This is a genomic window from Streptomyces sp. NPDC048290 (assembly GCF_040652095.1).
Lineage (GTDB): Bacteria > Actinomycetota > Actinomycetes > Streptomycetales > Streptomycetaceae > Streptomyces.
On sequence record NZ_JBEZLM010000003.1, the window covers coordinates 75,728 to 91,505 of the forward strand.

17 protein-coding genes and 1 tRNA gene are annotated in these 15,778 nt (G+C 67.9%); 6 read left to right on the plus strand and 12 right to left on the minus strand.

Annotation, left to right across the window (positions count from 1 at the left end):
* Window positions 1-46: 46 nt before the first annotated feature.
* The gene (locus tag AB0D49_RS05140; protein ID WP_362750957.1) at window positions 47-1,624 is read left to right on the plus strand and encodes an aldehyde dehydrogenase family protein; all 1,578 of its coding nucleotides are present in this window, start codon (window positions 47-49) and stop codon (window positions 1,622-1,624) included.
* A 163-nt stretch (window positions 1,625-1,787) separates the two neighbouring features.
* Window positions 1,788-1,875 (plus strand) — tRNA-Leu (locus AB0D49_RS05145).
* An 88-nt stretch (window positions 1,876-1,963) separates the two neighbouring features.
* Here the strand turns inward: AB0D49_RS05145 and AB0D49_RS05150 are convergent.
* Window positions 1,964-3,241 carry a hypothetical protein gene (locus tag AB0D49_RS05150; RefSeq protein WP_362750960.1) on the minus strand — a complete coding sequence of 426 codons (1,278 nt, stop codon included), beginning with the start codon at window positions 3,239-3,241 and terminating at the stop codon, window positions 1,964-1,966.
* 33 nt (window positions 3,242-3,274) lie between these two features.
* Complete coding sequence (locus AB0D49_RS05155) at window positions 3,275-3,883, minus strand: hypothetical protein (protein ID WP_362750963.1); 609 nt, start codon at window positions 3,881-3,883, stop codon at window positions 3,275-3,277.
* Window positions 3,884-4,019: 136 nt separating this feature from the next.
* Here AB0D49_RS05155 and AB0D49_RS05160 point away from each other — a divergent pair, with 136 nt between their 5' ends.
* Window positions 4,020-4,202, plus strand: a complete 183-nt coding sequence (locus AB0D49_RS05160; RefSeq protein WP_362750966.1) for a helix-turn-helix domain-containing protein — start codon at window positions 4,020-4,022, stop codon at window positions 4,200-4,202.
* A gap of 177 nt (window positions 4,203-4,379) precedes the next feature.
* On the plus strand, window positions 4,380-4,691 hold the full coding sequence (locus AB0D49_RS05165; protein ID WP_362750969.1) for a hypothetical protein: 312 nt from the start codon (window positions 4,380-4,382) through the stop codon (window positions 4,689-4,691).
* Between the two features lie 545 nt (window positions 4,692-5,236).
* On the opposite strand, the gene AB0D49_RS05170 is transcribed toward AB0D49_RS05165, so the two are convergent.
* Window positions 5,237-6,151 (minus strand): IS982 family transposase, encoded by a 915-nt coding sequence (locus tag AB0D49_RS05170; RefSeq protein WP_362750972.1) that lies wholly within the window; start codon window positions 6,149-6,151, stop codon window positions 5,237-5,239.
* A 616-nt stretch (window positions 6,152-6,767) separates the two neighbouring features.
* On the opposite strand from AB0D49_RS05170, the gene AB0D49_RS05175 reads away from it, so the two are divergent.
* Complete coding sequence (locus tag AB0D49_RS05175; protein ID WP_362750975.1) at window positions 6,768-7,601, plus strand: recombinase family protein; 834 nt, start codon at window positions 6,768-6,770, stop codon at window positions 7,599-7,601.
* Between the two features lie 21 nt (window positions 7,602-7,622).
* Here AB0D49_RS05175 and AB0D49_RS05180 read toward each other — a convergent pair whose 3' ends face one another.
* From AB0D49_RS05180 to AB0D49_RS05215, 8 genes are all read right to left on the minus strand, one after another.
* The gene (locus AB0D49_RS05180; RefSeq protein ID WP_362750978.1) at window positions 7,623-8,477 is read right to left on the minus strand and encodes a hypothetical protein; all 855 of its coding nucleotides are present in this window, start codon (window positions 8,475-8,477) and stop codon (window positions 7,623-7,625) included.
* The gene (locus AB0D49_RS05185; RefSeq protein WP_362750981.1) at window positions 8,458-9,363 is read right to left on the minus strand and encodes an aldo/keto reductase; all 906 of its coding nucleotides are present in this window, start codon (window positions 9,361-9,363) and stop codon (window positions 8,458-8,460) included. The genes AB0D49_RS05180 and AB0D49_RS05185 overlap by 20 nt, the downstream gene beginning before the upstream one ends.
* Window positions 9,360-10,547, minus strand: a complete 1,188-nt coding sequence (locus AB0D49_RS05190; protein WP_362750983.1) for a cupin domain-containing protein — start codon at window positions 10,545-10,547, stop codon at window positions 9,360-9,362. The genes AB0D49_RS05185 and AB0D49_RS05190 overlap by 4 nt, the downstream gene beginning before the upstream one ends.
* A 14-nt stretch (window positions 10,548-10,561) precedes the next feature.
* Window positions 10,562-10,699: a hypothetical protein gene (locus AB0D49_RS05195; RefSeq protein ID WP_362750987.1), complete on the minus strand. Its 138-nt coding sequence runs from the start codon at window positions 10,697-10,699 to the stop codon at window positions 10,562-10,564.
* Between the two features lie 554 nt (window positions 10,700-11,253).
* Window positions 11,254-12,087 carry a helix-turn-helix transcriptional regulator gene (locus AB0D49_RS05200; RefSeq protein WP_362750990.1) on the minus strand — a complete coding sequence of 278 codons (834 nt, stop codon included), beginning with the start codon at window positions 12,085-12,087 and terminating at the stop codon, window positions 11,254-11,256.
* Window positions 12,084-12,596: a DUF6879 family protein gene (locus AB0D49_RS05205; RefSeq protein ID WP_362750992.1), complete on the minus strand. Its 513-nt coding sequence runs from the start codon at window positions 12,594-12,596 to the stop codon at window positions 12,084-12,086. Before AB0D49_RS05205 ends, AB0D49_RS05200 begins: the two co-directional genes overlap by 4 nt.
* On the minus strand, window positions 12,580-12,789 hold the full coding sequence (locus AB0D49_RS05210) for a hypothetical protein (protein WP_362750994.1): 210 nt from the start codon (window positions 12,787-12,789) through the stop codon (window positions 12,580-12,582). Before AB0D49_RS05210 ends, AB0D49_RS05205 begins: the two co-directional genes overlap by 17 nt.
* A gap of 550 nt (window positions 12,790-13,339) precedes the next feature.
* Complete coding sequence (locus tag AB0D49_RS05215; protein WP_362750997.1) at window positions 13,340-13,561, minus strand: hypothetical protein; 222 nt, start codon at window positions 13,559-13,561, stop codon at window positions 13,340-13,342.
* A 94-nt stretch (window positions 13,562-13,655) separates the two neighbouring features.
* On the opposite strand from AB0D49_RS05215, the gene AB0D49_RS05220 reads away from it, so the two are divergent.
* Window positions 13,656-14,882 (plus strand): hypothetical protein, encoded by a 1,227-nt coding sequence (locus AB0D49_RS05220; protein ID WP_362750999.1) that lies wholly within the window; start codon window positions 13,656-13,658, stop codon window positions 14,880-14,882.
* Here the strand turns inward: AB0D49_RS05220 and AB0D49_RS05225 are convergent.
* The gene (locus AB0D49_RS05225) at window positions 14,879-15,778 is read right to left on the minus strand and encodes an STM4011 family radical SAM protein (protein WP_362751002.1); all 900 of its coding nucleotides are present in this window, start codon (window positions 15,776-15,778) and stop codon (window positions 14,879-14,881) included. The genes AB0D49_RS05220 and AB0D49_RS05225 overlap by 4 nt on opposite strands.

Genomic DNA, 15,778 nt, shown 5'->3' on the forward strand with positions numbered 1-15,778 from the left:
CACCCACCCTCCCGCCCCGACTGTGCACCGAGAGCGGAGTCCACCAATGCCACCCACGCCCACATCCACCCCCATCCCCACCCCCACCCTCACCCTGAAATCCGGCACCTCCTGGTCCGACGCCTGGCAGCGCTGTCTGACCGTGGCCCCGGAAGCCTTCCGGGACGACCGCGTCCTCAACCTCTGGAACACCGCCTGGCAGCCCGACGGCCGCGCCCTGCCCGCCACCACCCCCGTCGACGGCGGCCCCATCGCGGGCCCGCCCCGACTCGACCGCGCCACCGCCCAGCAGGCCGTACGCGCCTCACTCGACCAGCACCGCGCCTGGCGCCACCTGCCGCTGGCCGAACGCCGGGCCCGGGTCGCCGCCACCCTCGACGCCCTCACCGGGCACCGGGAACTGCTCGCCCTGCTGCTGGTCTGGGAGATCGGCAAGCCCTGGCGGCTGGCCACCGCCGACGTCGACCGGGCCATCGACGGGGTCCGCTGGTACGTCGACGGCATCGAACCCATGCTGGAAGGCCGCGCCCCGCTGGACGGACCGGTGTCCAACATCGCGAGCTGGAACTATCCGATGAGCGTGCTCGTTCACGCAATGTTGGTGCAATCACTGGCAGGCAATGCGGTCATCGCCAAAACCCCGACCGACGGCGGCGTCGCCTGTCTCACTCTGGCCGCCGCGCTCGCCGCCCGCGAGGGCATTCCCGTCACCCTCGTCAGCGGCAGCGGAGGCGAGCTGTCGGAGGCGCTGGTGCGGGCGCCCGAGATCGGCTGCGTCTCCTTCGTCGGCGGTCGGGACACCGGCGCCGCCGTCGCCACCGCGGTCGCCGACCTCGGCAAGCGGCACATCCTCGAACAGGAGGGACTCAACACCTGGGGCATCTGGAACCACTCGGACTGGGACGCGCTCACCGCGATCGTCCCCAAGCTCTTCGACTACGGCAAACAGCGCTGCACCGCGTACCCGCGCTTCGTCGTCCAGCGTGCCCTGTTCGACGACTTCCTCGCGGCCTACCTCCCGGCCGTCCGCACCCTGAAGGTCGGCCACCCGCTCGCCGTCGCCCACCCCGACGACCCCTACCCCGACCTTGACTTCGGCCCGCTGATCAACGCGGCCAAGGCCAAGGACCTCACCGACCAGGTCGCCGAGGCCGTCGACCGCGGCGCCGTCCCCCTGCACCGCGGCCACCTCTCCGACGCCCGCCTCCTCCCCGGCCAGGACACCTCCGCCTACGTCCAGCCCGTCACCCTCCTCAACCCGCCCCCCTCCTCCCCCCTCCACCACGCCGAGCCCTTCGGCCCGGTCGACACCATCGTCCTGGTCGACACCGAGGCGGAACTGCTCGCCGCGATGAACGCTTCCAACGGCGCGCTCGTCGCCACCCTGTCCACCGACGACCGTGCCACCTACGACCGGCTCGCCCCGCAGATCCGCGCCTTCAAGGTCGGCCACGGCAAGCCCCGCTCCCGCGGCGACCGCGACGAGTTGTTCGGCGGCTTCGGCGCGTCCTGGCGCGGTGCCTTCGTCGGCGGCGAGCTGCTGGTCCGCGCGGTGACCCGGGGCCCGGCGGGGGAGCGGCTGCCGGGGAACTTCCCCGAGTACCACCTCATGCCGACGACATGAGGTGACCGATCCGTCGCCCAAGGTGACGGAACTGTGGCTCGGGCACCCCTGTCCCAGAGGGGTGCCCGAGCCACGGAAAACGCAGGTGAGAGCCGCTCTGAAACCTTGGTATGGTTGTCCACGTCGCTGCGGGGAAACCCCCGCGCCAAGCGGCAGACACCTTGTCCGGGTGGCGGAATGGCAGACGCGCTAGCTTGAGGTGCTAGTGCCCTTTATCGGGCGTGGGGGTTCAAGTCCCCCCTCGGACACCAGCAGAGACCTCACTTCACGTGGGGTTTTTCTGTTTCTCCGACTGTGGCGTGACCAACCACGTGACCAACAGCCGAGCGAATCGCCTGGTCAGACCAGGGATGAGAGGCCGATCCGGCTGGCGCTCGAAGCGGCCAGCTTCTTCGCTCCCTCGGCGCGACGCCTGCCGTAGCGCGCCATGGTGTAGCCCGGCGAGTGGTGCCGGGCGTTGGCCGAGACCTCTACCGGGTTCTCATGGGCGTCCAGATCGTTCGTGATCTTCGACGCCCGCCAGTCGTGCAGCCGGAAGTTCTCCGGCAGGTGCAGACGGTTGCGTGCCGTCCGCCAGCGGGCCGACACCTTCTCCGGGTCCTGCGGTCCGCCCGCCTCGCCCCGATAGAGCTTGAAGCCGTCCCGGGCGAACACGAGGTCATGGTCCACCCAGAGATCCCCAAGCCGTTCCCGCTCCGCGTCCTGGCGTTCCTTCTGCCACTTGAGGACGTTCATCAGGGCCTGGTCCACGTAGATGATCGCGTTGTCGTCTCCGTCCTTGGTGAGCTTGCGCAGCCGGTAGGTGTTGCCCTCTTCGACCACGACCCAGGCCAGTTCGATGGCGCACTCGTCCCAGTGGATGAGCGACCACTTCCACCCCAGCACCTCGCTGCGCCGACACGAGGTCGCCGCGTACGAGGTCCACAGCGGGGCATCCCGGAGGCAGTGGTGAGTCAGCCCGCCGTCACAGGCCCGGTTGCCGCACGGCTTCCAGATGTCCGCCAGGAACCGCCCCGTCTCGTGATCGTTGAGCGTGGGGAAGTCCGGCTGTGCCGCCTTGATCTGCCGTTCCGTGGGCGGGTTGGCAGTGTGGGCCGGGTTGACCGTGAGGAGCTTCCTCGGTCCGGTCACCGAGTCCAGCGCAGCCGAGATGATGTTGTGGATGTGGCGGACGCTCTTGGGACCGAGCGGCTTGTTCCCGTTCGCCTCGATGGGCGTGCTCTCCAAGAGCCGGTACAGCTCGTCAAGCCGCTCGTCCGTCACCTCCACCACCTTGACCCTGCCTATGTGCGGCTTGATGTGCAGCCGGATCTTCGGCTCATACCCCTCCCGGGTGGTGTCCTCGCCCCGATGCTTGGCAAGCCACCCGTCCATGAGCTGGGCCATGGTCATGTCGGAGCGCGGCGTGAGGGTGCCCGCCTCGTGGTCGCTGTGCCACTTGCGCAGCGCCCGTTCCGCCTCGGTCTTGTTCTTGTACTCGCGCCCTATCCAGTAGCGCTCCTTCCTGCCCGTCGCCGGGTTGAAGTGCAGGGGCGTACGCACGCCCCAGGTGTTCGGTCGGCCCGTACGCCGGATCTCCACCGGAGTCCCACCGAGCCCGTTGCCGCGCTTCGCCACCCGGCTAGCTCCCCCCTCGCTCTGTCCTGTCCGCTACGGCTGTCGCTTCGCTTCTTCGGCATCCTTGATCCCCTCCAGGACTTCGATCGCCTTGTCCGTGAGCCGTCCGCCAGCCTTGGCTTCGACCTTGGTCAGGAAGCCGCGCTGACGCGCCGCCCGGAGGTGGCCCTTCAACGTGGCCTGCTTCGTCCCTGTCCACGTCTCCAGTTCCTGGAGCGGGGCGCGGTGTCCCGCCTCAACGACGTGGACATAGAGATCGGAGATCACGGCGAGGTACTCGTCTGACACGCCTTTGGGAAGCGCGGCGAGCCCCTGCCGGAACTCTTCGACCTTGCGCTGTTGCAGATCCTCCACGGCCCCGCGTGCGATCCGTGCCCACGGGGCGAAGCTCTCCGCTTCCTTCGCCGCTGCGGCGATGTCCACCCTGCGGAGGATCGTGGTCGTGATGCCCCGTGCAACTTCCTGGGAGTCGGCCCCATCACGGGGCTCGATGTAGATGGATCGCGGACCGCCCGCGCCCCCGACAGTGTCGAGCGGCCACAGCATCGCGACCCGCCACGGCCCGATCTCCTGCACCGTCTCCGTGAAGTGCTCTCCGGGAAGGTGCTTCTGATCTTCGGAGTGCTCTGGTTTCTCAGTCATGGCCGACAACCTACGGAACGCAACCGAACTAGGCAAGCCCAGGCGTGGCGCATCCGGGTTTGACCGAACCGGACTGATGGTTCAGGATGAGCAGCCCGAGGGGAACCATCCCCTCCGCTAACCGAGGAGCCGTCCTTTGCAGAACGCCCGCCTGATGAGCGTCACCGACCTGGCCGAGTACCTGGGCGTGACGCCCGCGTGGGTCTACAACAACCACCGAGCACTCAACATCCCCGCCCGCAAGATCGGCGGACACCTCCGCTTCCGGCCCACCGACGTGGACCGCTGGATCGAACGGGACTGCCGGGAAGCCGCCTGACCTCAGCTCCAATCCCAAGCCAGCCGGACGGCTGGCCGTGCCTACCAGAAGGGAGCACATGCGAACCACCGACTACCGGCGCTCACCGCGCCACACGGGAAGGACCACGACTCAGTGCGCATCGACTTCGGACCCGGCGTCGAATGGGGCGGCCTCTCTCAAGCGCAGTGCGAATGCATGGCCAGAGACGACCGGCACCCACTGACCTACCGCGTCTACTTCGCCGCCCTGTGGAGGGCGAACCAGATAGGTCACGCCGAGTTCCGTATGGGCGAGCTGGCCGGAATCCTCGCTGGCGATGACGGGGTCATCCCGTCCAGGCAGAGCGTCACGAACGCGGTCGGCCGAGCCAAGGCGCTCACCCTCATCGGGCACGACTCAACCGCCCGATGCCTCACCCTGCCCCATCACCACTTCCAGAAGGGCAGTCGAGGGGGTCGTAGGTGCAGCGTGCACGGCGACGCCACCCCTTGGGCACGCGCGGCCTGAACGCTCGCCCACGCAGGCCGACACACGCCACGTGTACAAACTCCCGAAACGTACACGTCAGGCGTGGCGGAGGGACACACCCCACGTGTCGTGGCACATGCCTTGACCAAGTGAAACGTTCGCCTCCTCTTTATCTATCTCAGTAGGTTCAAAGCCTTACGACTGGGCCCCTCCCGGGGCCGACAGCGGGAAGCCATGTACGCACTTACGTGCAGCGGCGAAGAGAAGTAGGGCGCGCAGCGCCCCCACCAACGGCAAGTGCGACGGCGAAGAGGTAGGCGACAGGGGCGGCCTCCGGCCGCACAGCCGGAAGCCGCTTCGACAGAGCGGCCCCGGAGGGGCCGACATCAGGAAGACCAAAGCTAGCCAGGTGGGGCGCTCCGCGCCCCAAGGCTCGAACCCTCTTCGACTTGCAACAAGGGACATGGGCCGCTTACGCGGCCACAGAGCGAAGCCACTTACGGCAAGCCCCGAAGGTGTCATTCTCGTGCAGGCTCCGAGTGCCGGCCAGGCTAGATGAATGAGTCCAAGGGGTGGGGTCACGGTTAGTGGTCGTAGGCGATCAGCGAGCGCTTGACCGGCTGGTCCGTCTGATCGTTGTGCCAGATCGCTGCGGTCAGCGCGAGGATGCGGGACAGGACCCGGACGGTGACTCCGGCCGGGGTCTTGCCGCCGTGTCGTTCCAGGTCGAGCTGCCCTTTGAAGGTCTGGTTGATCGACTCGATGACCTGCCGCAGCGGCTTGAACAGGTGTGTGCCGGCCCGCCCGGGCTCGCCTTTGCGGGCCGGACGCAGCAGCATCAGGTCACGTTCGGTGAGGTCGTTCTCGAACTCCCGGCCGTAGTAGTTCCTGTCTCCGATGATCGTCTGTCCGGGGTGGGCGGCGGTCACGTCGGGGGCGGTGTCGAGCATGTCGCGCAGGGTCTCGCGTTCGTCGGCCTTCGCGCCGGTCAGGGCGAACAGGACCGGCAGGCCGCCGGGCGTGCAGACCAGGTGCAGACGCAAGCCCCAGAAGTACCGCGAGTGCGACGCGCAGTAGCCGTACTGGGCCCAGCCGGCCAGGTCCGAGCGCCTGGCCGTCTCCCGGGAGCACCCGCAGCCCACCGGGGTGGAGTCGACCAGCCATACGTCGTCGCTCCACAGCGAGGTGTCCTGGGCGAGGACCCGGATCATGCTGGTGAGCAGTGACGACGCGGCCCGCAACCGCTTGCCGTAGCCGGACTGCCGGGGCACATAGGGGAACATGCCGCGGAAGTCGCGGTCGACGCGACGCAGCCAGCGCCGCTCGGAGGTGTAGCCGAGCAGTGCCGACATCACCACGAGCGTGAGCAGTTCCGCATCACTGAGCGTGGGCTCGATCCCCACTTTCGGACGCCATGGAGCCAGCCACGGCGAAGCCTTCAACTCGTCGTCGATCCGGGCATAGAGTGCTGTCGCGAGGGTGTCCAGGTTTGTCTTCACACACTGACCATGGGCGCCCTCGCGCCTTGTCCGCAGGCGAACCCTTGGACTCATTCATCTAGGCGCAGCGCTCCCACCTGCTACTTCTCCGCCGCTACCTACGGTCGCCGCTGCCCTGGCGAGGTCTGGAACCGTCGCAGGATCTGAGCTGCTAAGACAAGGCGGTCCTCGAAGTCGGGCTCAGGGGGTCATACCCCACCCCCCTTCGCCGTCGCGCTCGGGGCTGGCCCTTGGCTCCGCCCGCTTCGCCGTCGCCCACTCCTCCGCCGTTGCAGGCTTGCCCGGCAGGTGAACGGCCGTGCGCCCCGTGGACGGCCGACAGTCCGGCACGGTCGAGCCGGGGGCGGATGGGGAGCGGCAGGCGCTCAGGCAGGCGCACAGCCCTGCAAGTAAGCCCAGGTGGGGTGCCGGTCGCGCCCTGCCGAGGGTGAGCACCAGGACCAGCACACGTCGGCGCAGCGGGCGGGGAAGGGTGTCGCGTAAACGGTCGGTTGCGCGACTACCCGGCCGATCCCGGCCGATGTCCGGTTCACCCCCTCTTCGCTGTCGCGTAACTCGTCGCAGAACTTCACTCCGGATCTTGCGTTACGCGACATATTTGTGCGACGGTCTGATCATGACCACGAACACCCCGGCCGAACATGTCGAACGCCACGACTGCCCGAAGTGCCAGGCCCCCGCCGGTAGCCCCTGCCGCACGGGCGCGGGCAAGGTGGCGAGCAGCTACCACACGGGTCGCTTCGCCCTCGTACCCGCGCTCAAAGCGGAACTCACGGTGAAGACTCCCGCCGACCGCAACCCCGGCAAGCCATGGGTGCAGGGCGCACCCGTAGTGCGGGCCCTCGAAGTAGCCCCGGGCGCAGCCATACGCATCGGGTACGCCCGCTGCTCCACGGTCGGCCAGGAACTCCAGTCCCAGTTGGACGCCCTTGCCCGCGCCGACTGCACCCGGGTCTTCTCGGAGAAGATCAGCAGCCGGATCAAGGAACGCCCAGAGTTCGAGAAGGCGCTCACCCTCGCCCGGGAGATCAAGACGGCGGCACCCAACCAGCCGGTCATCCTCACCGTGGTGGAGATGAAGCGTCTCGCCCGCAACGCCGCTGAACTCATGACCCTGTCATCCACTCTCCAGAAGGACGGCGTCCAACTGGAACTCCTCTCCGGCCCCCTCACGGGGGTGTACGACCCGAACGGGGCAGGGGCGATCGTGTTCGCCGTCCTGGCCGTGGCCGCCGAAGTCGAACGGGAGGGTATCCGGGAGAAGACGTTGGAAGGGCTCGACACCGCCGCCCGCAATGGCAACCACGGCGGACGCCCGTCCGTGATGGACGAGGACAAGCTAGCTGTAGCCCGTGCCCGGTACGCCAAGGGCGAGAGCGTCACGGCCATTGCCAAGACCCTCGGAGTCCACCGGGCGACCTTGTACCGGCACATCGGTGAGAGTGCCTGAGAAGGGCGTACAGGGGCGCAGTCAGGCGCTCACCTCGGAGTGCACCGGGACGGGCGGGCGCACTCCGGTGAGCGCCTCTGCACGGGCCACGAGGTGGGGTGCAAGGTCGGGGTACCAGCCACGGGCTACGGCTTGCAGCATCTCGGCCAGGGCTGCCAGTTCCCCGATTCGACCGGCGGGGGTATCGAGGACCGGCGCGAACTCCCTGCGGATGCGGGCAGCAACATCCGGCACGAGCAGGCTATTGGCGTGGAGCAGTCCGGCGTCATAGCCGAAGGGCACCCGTCCCCACCGCTCCCAGTCCAGCAGGCACAGGGGCGCGGCGGTGAGGTTGCCCCAGTGCAGGTCGCCGTGACCGGTCACCCGCTCCACCGTGGCGGGGGCAGGGACGCCGAGGAACTGGGGGAAGGCTCGTTCGATCCACCCGTCCCGCACGGTTACCTTCACTCCCTCCGCTTCAGCGAGGAGGGCCAAGGCTTGGCGAAGGTCCGCCCACCACTCGTCAGGCAACCCCGGGTCGTGGTCGATGTCGGCCCGGTCCGGGGACACGATGGGTTGCGTGAGGTAGTCCAGGACTTCCGACTCGAAGGCCCACTCGCCGTCAGTCCAATCATTCACCGCGTACAGGTGGGGGCGGGGCACGCCGTCAGGCACCATCTCAGAAGCCCCGACGATGCCCTCCCCCTCCTTCCTGCCCGCGTTCCTCTTCGCCGTCCGGCTCACCCGTAGCCACCGGTCCCCCGCTCGGCGTCCGAGGGTGACACCGAGGAAGCCCCACGCCAGCGGTCCCGTGCAGGTGAGGCCCAGTTCCTTGGCCGCCCGGTCGTGGGCGGCCTCCATCAGGGCCTGTACCTCCTCATTCATCGGCGAGTTCATCCGTCACCCTCCTGAGTTCCTGGGCCGTCAGCGGCGTAGCCAGAGCCTTGGCCACATCGTCCCAGTGCTCGCGCGTGCTCGCGGAAGTCAGGACGACATCGAGGCCGGGGCACGATCCGGCAGCCAGCAGGGCAGCGGCTGCGGCCGACAGGCCGGGGCGGATGAGGTTCACCAGTTCGGATGTCATGGCGTCGAGGAGTTCGCCCCCGTGCAGGGGCGCGGAGCCGAACGTGATCAGCCCCGCGTCCTTCGCTTGTACCAGTGGTCCGCCGCCTTTCAGGGCCTGTGTGATCGCGGCATCCATGATCAGGCTGACGGGCATCTGCAAGCCCGTGAAGTGGTGCTCGGCGGAACCGGCCGCCTGACGGGCGAGCGTGAGCAACTCGGGGATGCTGAACGCTCCGGAGGTCAGGCCCGACCAGGTGGCGACGCCGTACCCGCCGATCCTGCCCGCATGGGCGAACTCTTCCAGCGCCGTGAAGGCTTCCCGCGCACGCCCGTGCAGGGCGGCACGGTCAAGGCCGTGTCCGTGGTGCTCGGGGTTGTGGACGAAGACCAGGTCCACGCGCCCGAGCCCGGCCAAGGATCGCTCCGTCTGCCAGCGGACGAAGCCCCGTTCAAGGCTGTGCCTGTGGGCTGCGGATTTCCGAGTGAGCACGCCGTCAGCCAGAGCGATGCGGCCTTGTTCCTCCGTGAAGAACCCCGTCTTCGTGGCTACCCGCACGGTCGGGAACTCCCCGAGAACCAGCCGCAACTCCTCGTACGCCCGACCGTGGGCGTAGTTGGGTGCCGTATCCACCCAGGGGCTACCGGCTGCAAGGGCGGTGCGTGCCGCCCGGCTGACGGCACGCACGCGGTATGTCCCCAGGGAGAGTGCGGCGGTCACAGCACCGTCCCCACGACTGCGACGGCGTGGCCGTCGATGAGGACGGAGACCAGTTCGGCCACGTCCTTGACCTCCAGTCCGGCGGAGTCGGCGAGTTCGCCCAGCGTGGTCGGCTGGTTGGTCAGCAGCGTGCCCAGCGTGGGCGCGGCGGACTCGGCGAAGTCCCATGCGGTACCGGCTGCCGAGAAGGTGACCGTGCCCTCTGCCGGGTTCGCCGTCAGGCGGCCCCTCGGAGCGGTGAGCTTGACCGTGATCTCCCCTCGGGCGGGGACTCCGTCCACGTACGGCAGGGACGGAATCGCCTGGCCCAGGTCGGTCGTGTCGATCGACTCCGCCCACCGCTCCACGAGGCGCGGGTCCGCCATCATGTCGGCGACCTCACGGCGCACGGCGTCGATGAAGTCCGACTGTTCCGTCAGCGAGCCGAAGCGCGGGATGTCCCTGCGCAGCGCGAGGGACGCCCTGAGCTGATCGACGATCCAGAGCATCAGGTCAGCGCCCGTGTGCGGGACCATGCCGAACGTCAGGTGAAGGGATTCCGTCCCCTGGTCGGCGGTGACCGCGTGCCACCAGCCGCGCGGCAGGTAGAGCACGTCACCCGGGGACAGAACGAGGTCCGCCATCGGGTCGCCCTCCGGCTCCTCCGGCGACTCCACGTCCCGGAAGGTGGGTGCCTCACGGGTCATCCCCCACAGGCGCCACCGCTTCGAGCCGTGGAGTTGGACCACCACCACATCGTGGTCATCCCAGTGCTGGCCGAAGCCCTCCCGCTCGGTCCACGAGGCGTACACGTTGGCCTGCACGGACGTTCCGAGGAAGCGTTCCAGCCCTTCAGCAGCCGCCCCCACAGCGGGGTGGATCTTCTCCACCGCATCGAGCACCAGCGACGCCCCTTCTCTGAGCTGGGCGTGAAAGTCGGACGGCTGGATACGGGACCAGGTGACCGCTCGGCGGTTCGTGGTCGGAATCGCGTAGCGGTGGAGCGGGACCATCTCACCGTCGGCCGACAGGCGCAGCCGGGGCGGCTCCAGCCGCTGAGTGGCAATGATCCGGTTCAGGTCGTCCCAGGAGAACAGGCCCGCCGTGTCGGCGGCTCCGGGGAAGTGCGCGTAAGAGCGGTGGTACGTCCGGGCGAGGAACGTGTCCCCGCCCAGACGCCCCGCCCACGAGGCTGCATCAAGCACCGTGGGCGCTCCCGTCAGTCGTTGCCGTCGGAACGGCCACTGCTGACGTCGGACTCCTGCTCGGCACGGGTGCGTGCGGCCACGATCTTCCGCTTCGCGACGAGCAGGCCACCCCCCTCGGGGGTCACCGAAGTGGTGTTCTTTTCCACCATCGGACTACCTCTCTTCTCGGGAATTCCCACCGGGAATCCGGCGGGAAGCATCAGGGACAGCGGCCCATGCGGTTACCAAAGAGCCATGGCGAGAACCAGGGCACAGCCGCTGAGGATCGCGGCCAGGTAGAGCGGCCCCGCGTACCGGCCAAAGTGGCGCAGCACCCAGCGCGGCCCAAGCGGTGCATCACGCCGCCTTCGGCTCCACCGCCACGGGGCGGAGAGCACTGGCAGGCAACGAACTGCGGCCCGTGCACCGAGGGCACCCGCACGGGGGGTACTTGGTCGGCGAACCCAGGATCACCGCATTGCGCGGCTCCACCTGCACCTCACGCACCGGGCCGTACGTCCGGCCGCCGTCGTACGACACCCGCAGAGTCATGCGCCCGGTCACGAGCGCACACCACCATCAGGGCCGAACGCCCGCCGGTACTCCAGCCCCCGACCTACGCCGTAACGCACCCGCTCTTTGTTTCGCTCGGTCGCTGTCATGGGGGAAATCATTGACCCAGAAATCGGCGGCTGTGTAGTTCTTTCCTGTCATGGACTAAAGATCATGAACGGCAGGCGGCAGCCCACTCCGTCAACAAGGCTCGTGCTTCGACCCCGAACAGCGCGTACCCCTCCAGTGTCGAGAACAGTTCCACATGCATGTCGATGTCGCGCGGATCTCTCAGGATCACGACACCGGTGGTGTTCTCCACGGTGGCCAGGGTGTTGTCGTAGACAGTGAAGGTGTCCATCGGAGCCATGGGCTTATACCCCGCGATGGGGATAACGCCGAGCTTCACATTCGGCAGGTGGGTCAGTGAGGCCAGCCGGTCAATCTGCATCGCCATCGCGGCCGGGAGCAGGAGTGGCCACCTTACGGCCTGTTCGGTGAGGATGAAGGTGAACCGCTTCTTCGTGTCGTAAAGGACCTCCTGCCGCTCCAGCTTCCTCGCGATCGTCTTAGTGACATCAGCTGGGGAATGGGCAAGGCTGGCCCGAATGTACTCGGGGGTTGACAGCAGTCCGGTAATCATCGAGAGCAGGAAGAAACGGAACTCGGTAGAGGAGGATTCGAGCGCGGAAAGTTCGGTCTGCTTCTTCTCCAACCCTCTGCGGCGCAGCGAGCGCAGGTCTTGCCACTCGGTATTGGCCAGCCTCGCGAGGGCAATGACCTCCTCGATGACCTCGGGCGGAGCAACGACAGCCCGGAGGATTCTCTCCAGGTCGAGCAGGCTCGGTTGCGCTTTCCCGTTCTCAATTCGGCTGATCTTCGATTGAGACATGTTGCAACGCCGAGCGAGCCGGTCCCCAGTTAGGCCGGCTCGCTTGCGTAGTTCTTTCAGCAGGGCGGCCAATTCTTGCTTCGGCTGCCCCAACTGTTCAGGGTCGAACGTCACCCGCTCACGTACTCCAGGAATGGAACCGACTCGGCAACGGCAATCCGCTTCCACTGCCGATACGGCTCAGGGCCACCCTCGTGCAGTTCCCGATTTATCTGCGTCCCGTCCTCCCGATAGTTCATCAGGACCACCTTGGACTCATCGAACATCCAGAAGTCTTGATCCGGAAGCCCCGGGTTCTCCCGGTCGGTGAGGTCGAGAATGCGAATATCCTCGCCTGCCTTCACGTGGTGCCGGTAGTAATACTCGAACTCAAACCGGAGGTAGTCCGAGAGCGGGCGGGTCACGACGTGCACCCTGCCGACGCTCTTTCCTTCCGAGGCCCATTGTCGAACCTCGTCCATCCAAGCCGACGTGTAATCGTCCGGGGATTTCTCCCCGGCGAGGAAGCGCTTCAGCTTCTCCGCTTCCTGGGGCATGGTGTAGACGGGCAGCGTTTCCAGCCGCCACGCGTCACGCTCCATGGAATCGAAGCAGCTATTCCACGCGTCACCACCCAAGTGCACGGAACGCCTCCCTGAGAACCGCCTCCGGGATTTCCACGAGCCCTTCACCAGCGGGCGGGGTGAAGGCATCGGACGCGTCGCCCTGCATCAGGAACGATCCGGTCGCCGTGCGGTACACGTTCGGGCAGTCCTTCTCTCCGCACTCGCCGTCGCCGTTGCCCGTGAGCCGGGTGAGCTCCGAACGTTCGGACATACCAAACCCCTTTGCTCCGGCCCCGTTGGGCCGCCTGTCCGACGACAGTAGAGGGGGTGGCACTACCCGTCTATGCGTGAACGCGACTATGCGTGTTCTTGCATAAACAGGTCCCGACCACCCCAGCCCACCCCTGGTACGTGGTCACGGTTACGCCCATGCAGCCTGGCCGTAACCCATGGCGTCATCCGGGAAGCCTGACCAGGGACGGATGCCTCGGAGGAGGGTTGGTCACGTGACCAACGCATGACCAACAGGAGTCCGAGAGGGCCTGAAACAGCAGGAAAGAACAGGAGGAACGCCCGCCGAAATCAAGCCTGTCGACGGGCGTTTCCCCAGGTCAGAGCGGTTGTGGGCTGGTGCCCGAGAGGAGAGTTCAAGTCCCCCCTCGGACACCACGACCACACACCACGGGTACTTCACACACACCCAGGTTGGTTTTGCAGAACTCCCAGTACGGATTCGTCCGGCTGGGAGTTTTTTCGTGCGCTTGACGATGCCGGGGGCGAAGAGCGGCTCGCGGTTCAGCGGCAGCTGCCTCTGCGGGCTGTCATGTGACAGGGGTCGCCGTGTCGTTGGGGCCGCAGCGGAACGTCCACGGATTCTCGGTGCGGATGGGGTTCTCGTGGATGCGGATATGGACCTGGGTCGCGGGTCTGTCGCCCGGGACCTGGGCGTGCGCGGCGGTGACGAGAGCGGCGATGTCGGCCTGGTCGCCGTCGAGGTCGAGGGTGGCGGCGACCCGGGCCCGTCGTTCGTATGACGTGCCCACCGGCCGGGTGAACCTCCCGGTCGGGCACGGCCTTGGCGCGGCTGTGTCCGAAACGAATGCTCCGCCCGTTGTCGATCTTCGGAAGGAACCGTTCGTGCACCTCACTCCGCATCTGGCTCGTACCGGGCGCAGGCTCGCCGCCGCGCTCTGTTCGTTCGTCGCCGTCGTCGCCCCGGTCACGGTCCACAACCTGGCGTCGGCCGATATCGCGCACGCTCAGGAGAAGCGGCTGAAGTCCTGGGGCAACAACCGTTCCGGGCAGCTGGGGGACGGCACCTGGACCGACTTCCGTACGACCGCCACCACCGTGCTCGGGCTGACGAGTGCCGAGGTGGTGAAGATCGAGGCGGGCGGGGCGTCGGCCAGCAGCGGGCATGGGCTCGCGCTGCTGACGGACCGGACCGTGCAGTCCTGGGGTGCCAACGGGTCGGGTCAGCTCGGTGACGGCAGCGTGTTCAGCCACAACGCGCCCGGTCAGGTCGTCAATCTGGCCAACGCGACGGACATCGCGGCGGGCGGCAGTCACAGCCTGGCCCTCCTCGCCGACGGCACGGTCGTGGCGTGGGGGCGCAACAACTACGGGCAGCTCGGCAACGGCTCCCACTCCGACAGCTCCGTCCCCGTCCGGGTCGAGGGGCTGAACAAGGTGACCGCCATCGCCGGGGGCCTCAACCACAGCATCGCGCTGCGTGAGGACGGCACCGGCTGGGCGTGGGGCTACAACATCAACGGCCAGCTCGGTGACGGCACGTCCGCCAGCCGGAACGTGCCCGCCCCGGTCGCCGGTCTGACTGGGGTCAGTCACATTGCCGCCGGGTGCAACCACAACCTGGCTCTGGTCGGTCGGCCCGCCTCCGCGAATGCCGTGAAGGCGTGGGGTTACAACGCCACCGGTCAGCTCGGCGACAACAGCACGATCAACCGCTATACCCCCGTGGACACTCAGGGCGTCTGGCCGGGCGGGGTCTCGCAGATCGCGGCGGGCTGCAACCACAGCCTGGCCGTGACCGGCAGCGACAACCGGCTCAAGAGCTGGGGACAGAACACCTCGGGTCAGCTCGGTGACTCCACCACCGACTACCGGATCACCCCCGTGCCGGTGCCCGGACTGAAGGGCGTGCAACTGGTGGCCGGTGGCCGGGAGCACTCCATGGCGCTGCTGGGTGACAGCACCGTCCGCTCCTGGGGCGCCAACGGCTCGGGGCAACTCGGCAACGGCACCACCACGGACAGCGCCACGCCGGTGACCACGCTGACCGCGCTGACCGGGGTCGACAAGATCGCGGCGCCGGTGGGCGGGGACTTCAGCCTGGCCAACTAGCGTCCGGACGGCGGACCCATGGTGGGGCGGGAGGCCGTGTCTCGGGGCAGGTGCCAGGCTTTCGGTATCCGCTCCAGCACGCCTCCCGCGAACACGTCGTACAACGGCAGCGTCTCCAGGTGGACATAGCCGATATGGCAGTCGCAGGTCGCCAGGGGGCACGGGCGGGGGGTCAGGGACCGGCGGTAGGTGTCGTCGTACAGGTTTCCCAGTTCCGTGCGGACGAAGTGGCAGCGGCGGACCGTGCCGTCGCCGTCGACCGAGATCACGGACGCCCCGGTGCGGCAGGGGAGGCCCGCGCTGGGGTGGGGGCGGCGGCTGTACGGGAACAGGGGGTCCAGGGCCGTCCAGTCGGACGCCTCGGCGTCGGTGTAGGTGTGGCCCTCGGCGGCGTTGACCCACAGGTAGACGTGGGCGGGGAGGTCGGCGCGGAGACGGCGGGCCTCGTCCAGGTGGTCGGGGAGGCCGACGATGCCGACGCTGTGGCGGACGCCCAGGCGCGCCAGCTCACGGCACTTGGCGAGGAAGCGGTCGTACGGGGTCTGGCCGGGGTGGAAGGTGCACCACAGGGCGAGGGTGTCGAGGTCCGCCTCGGCCAGCCAGTCCGTACGGCAGCTCAGATTGGTCTGGATCGCCACCCGGCCCACCTGGGGGAGGTGACTCAGGTCGGTGAGCGCGCGGCGGTACCAGGAGCGGACCAACCCCTCTCCCCACGGGGTGAAGAGGAGGGAGAGGCGGTCCTCCCTCTGGGCCGTCGCCCAGTCGGTGAAGCGGTGCAGCGCCGCGCGGTCCGCCGTCAGCTGGGCGCGGGTGTCGCGGCGCTTGGCGAAGGGACAGTACGGGCAGTCGTAGTCGCAGGACGCCAGCGGGCCGCGGTAGAGGATCGTCAGGTCCAT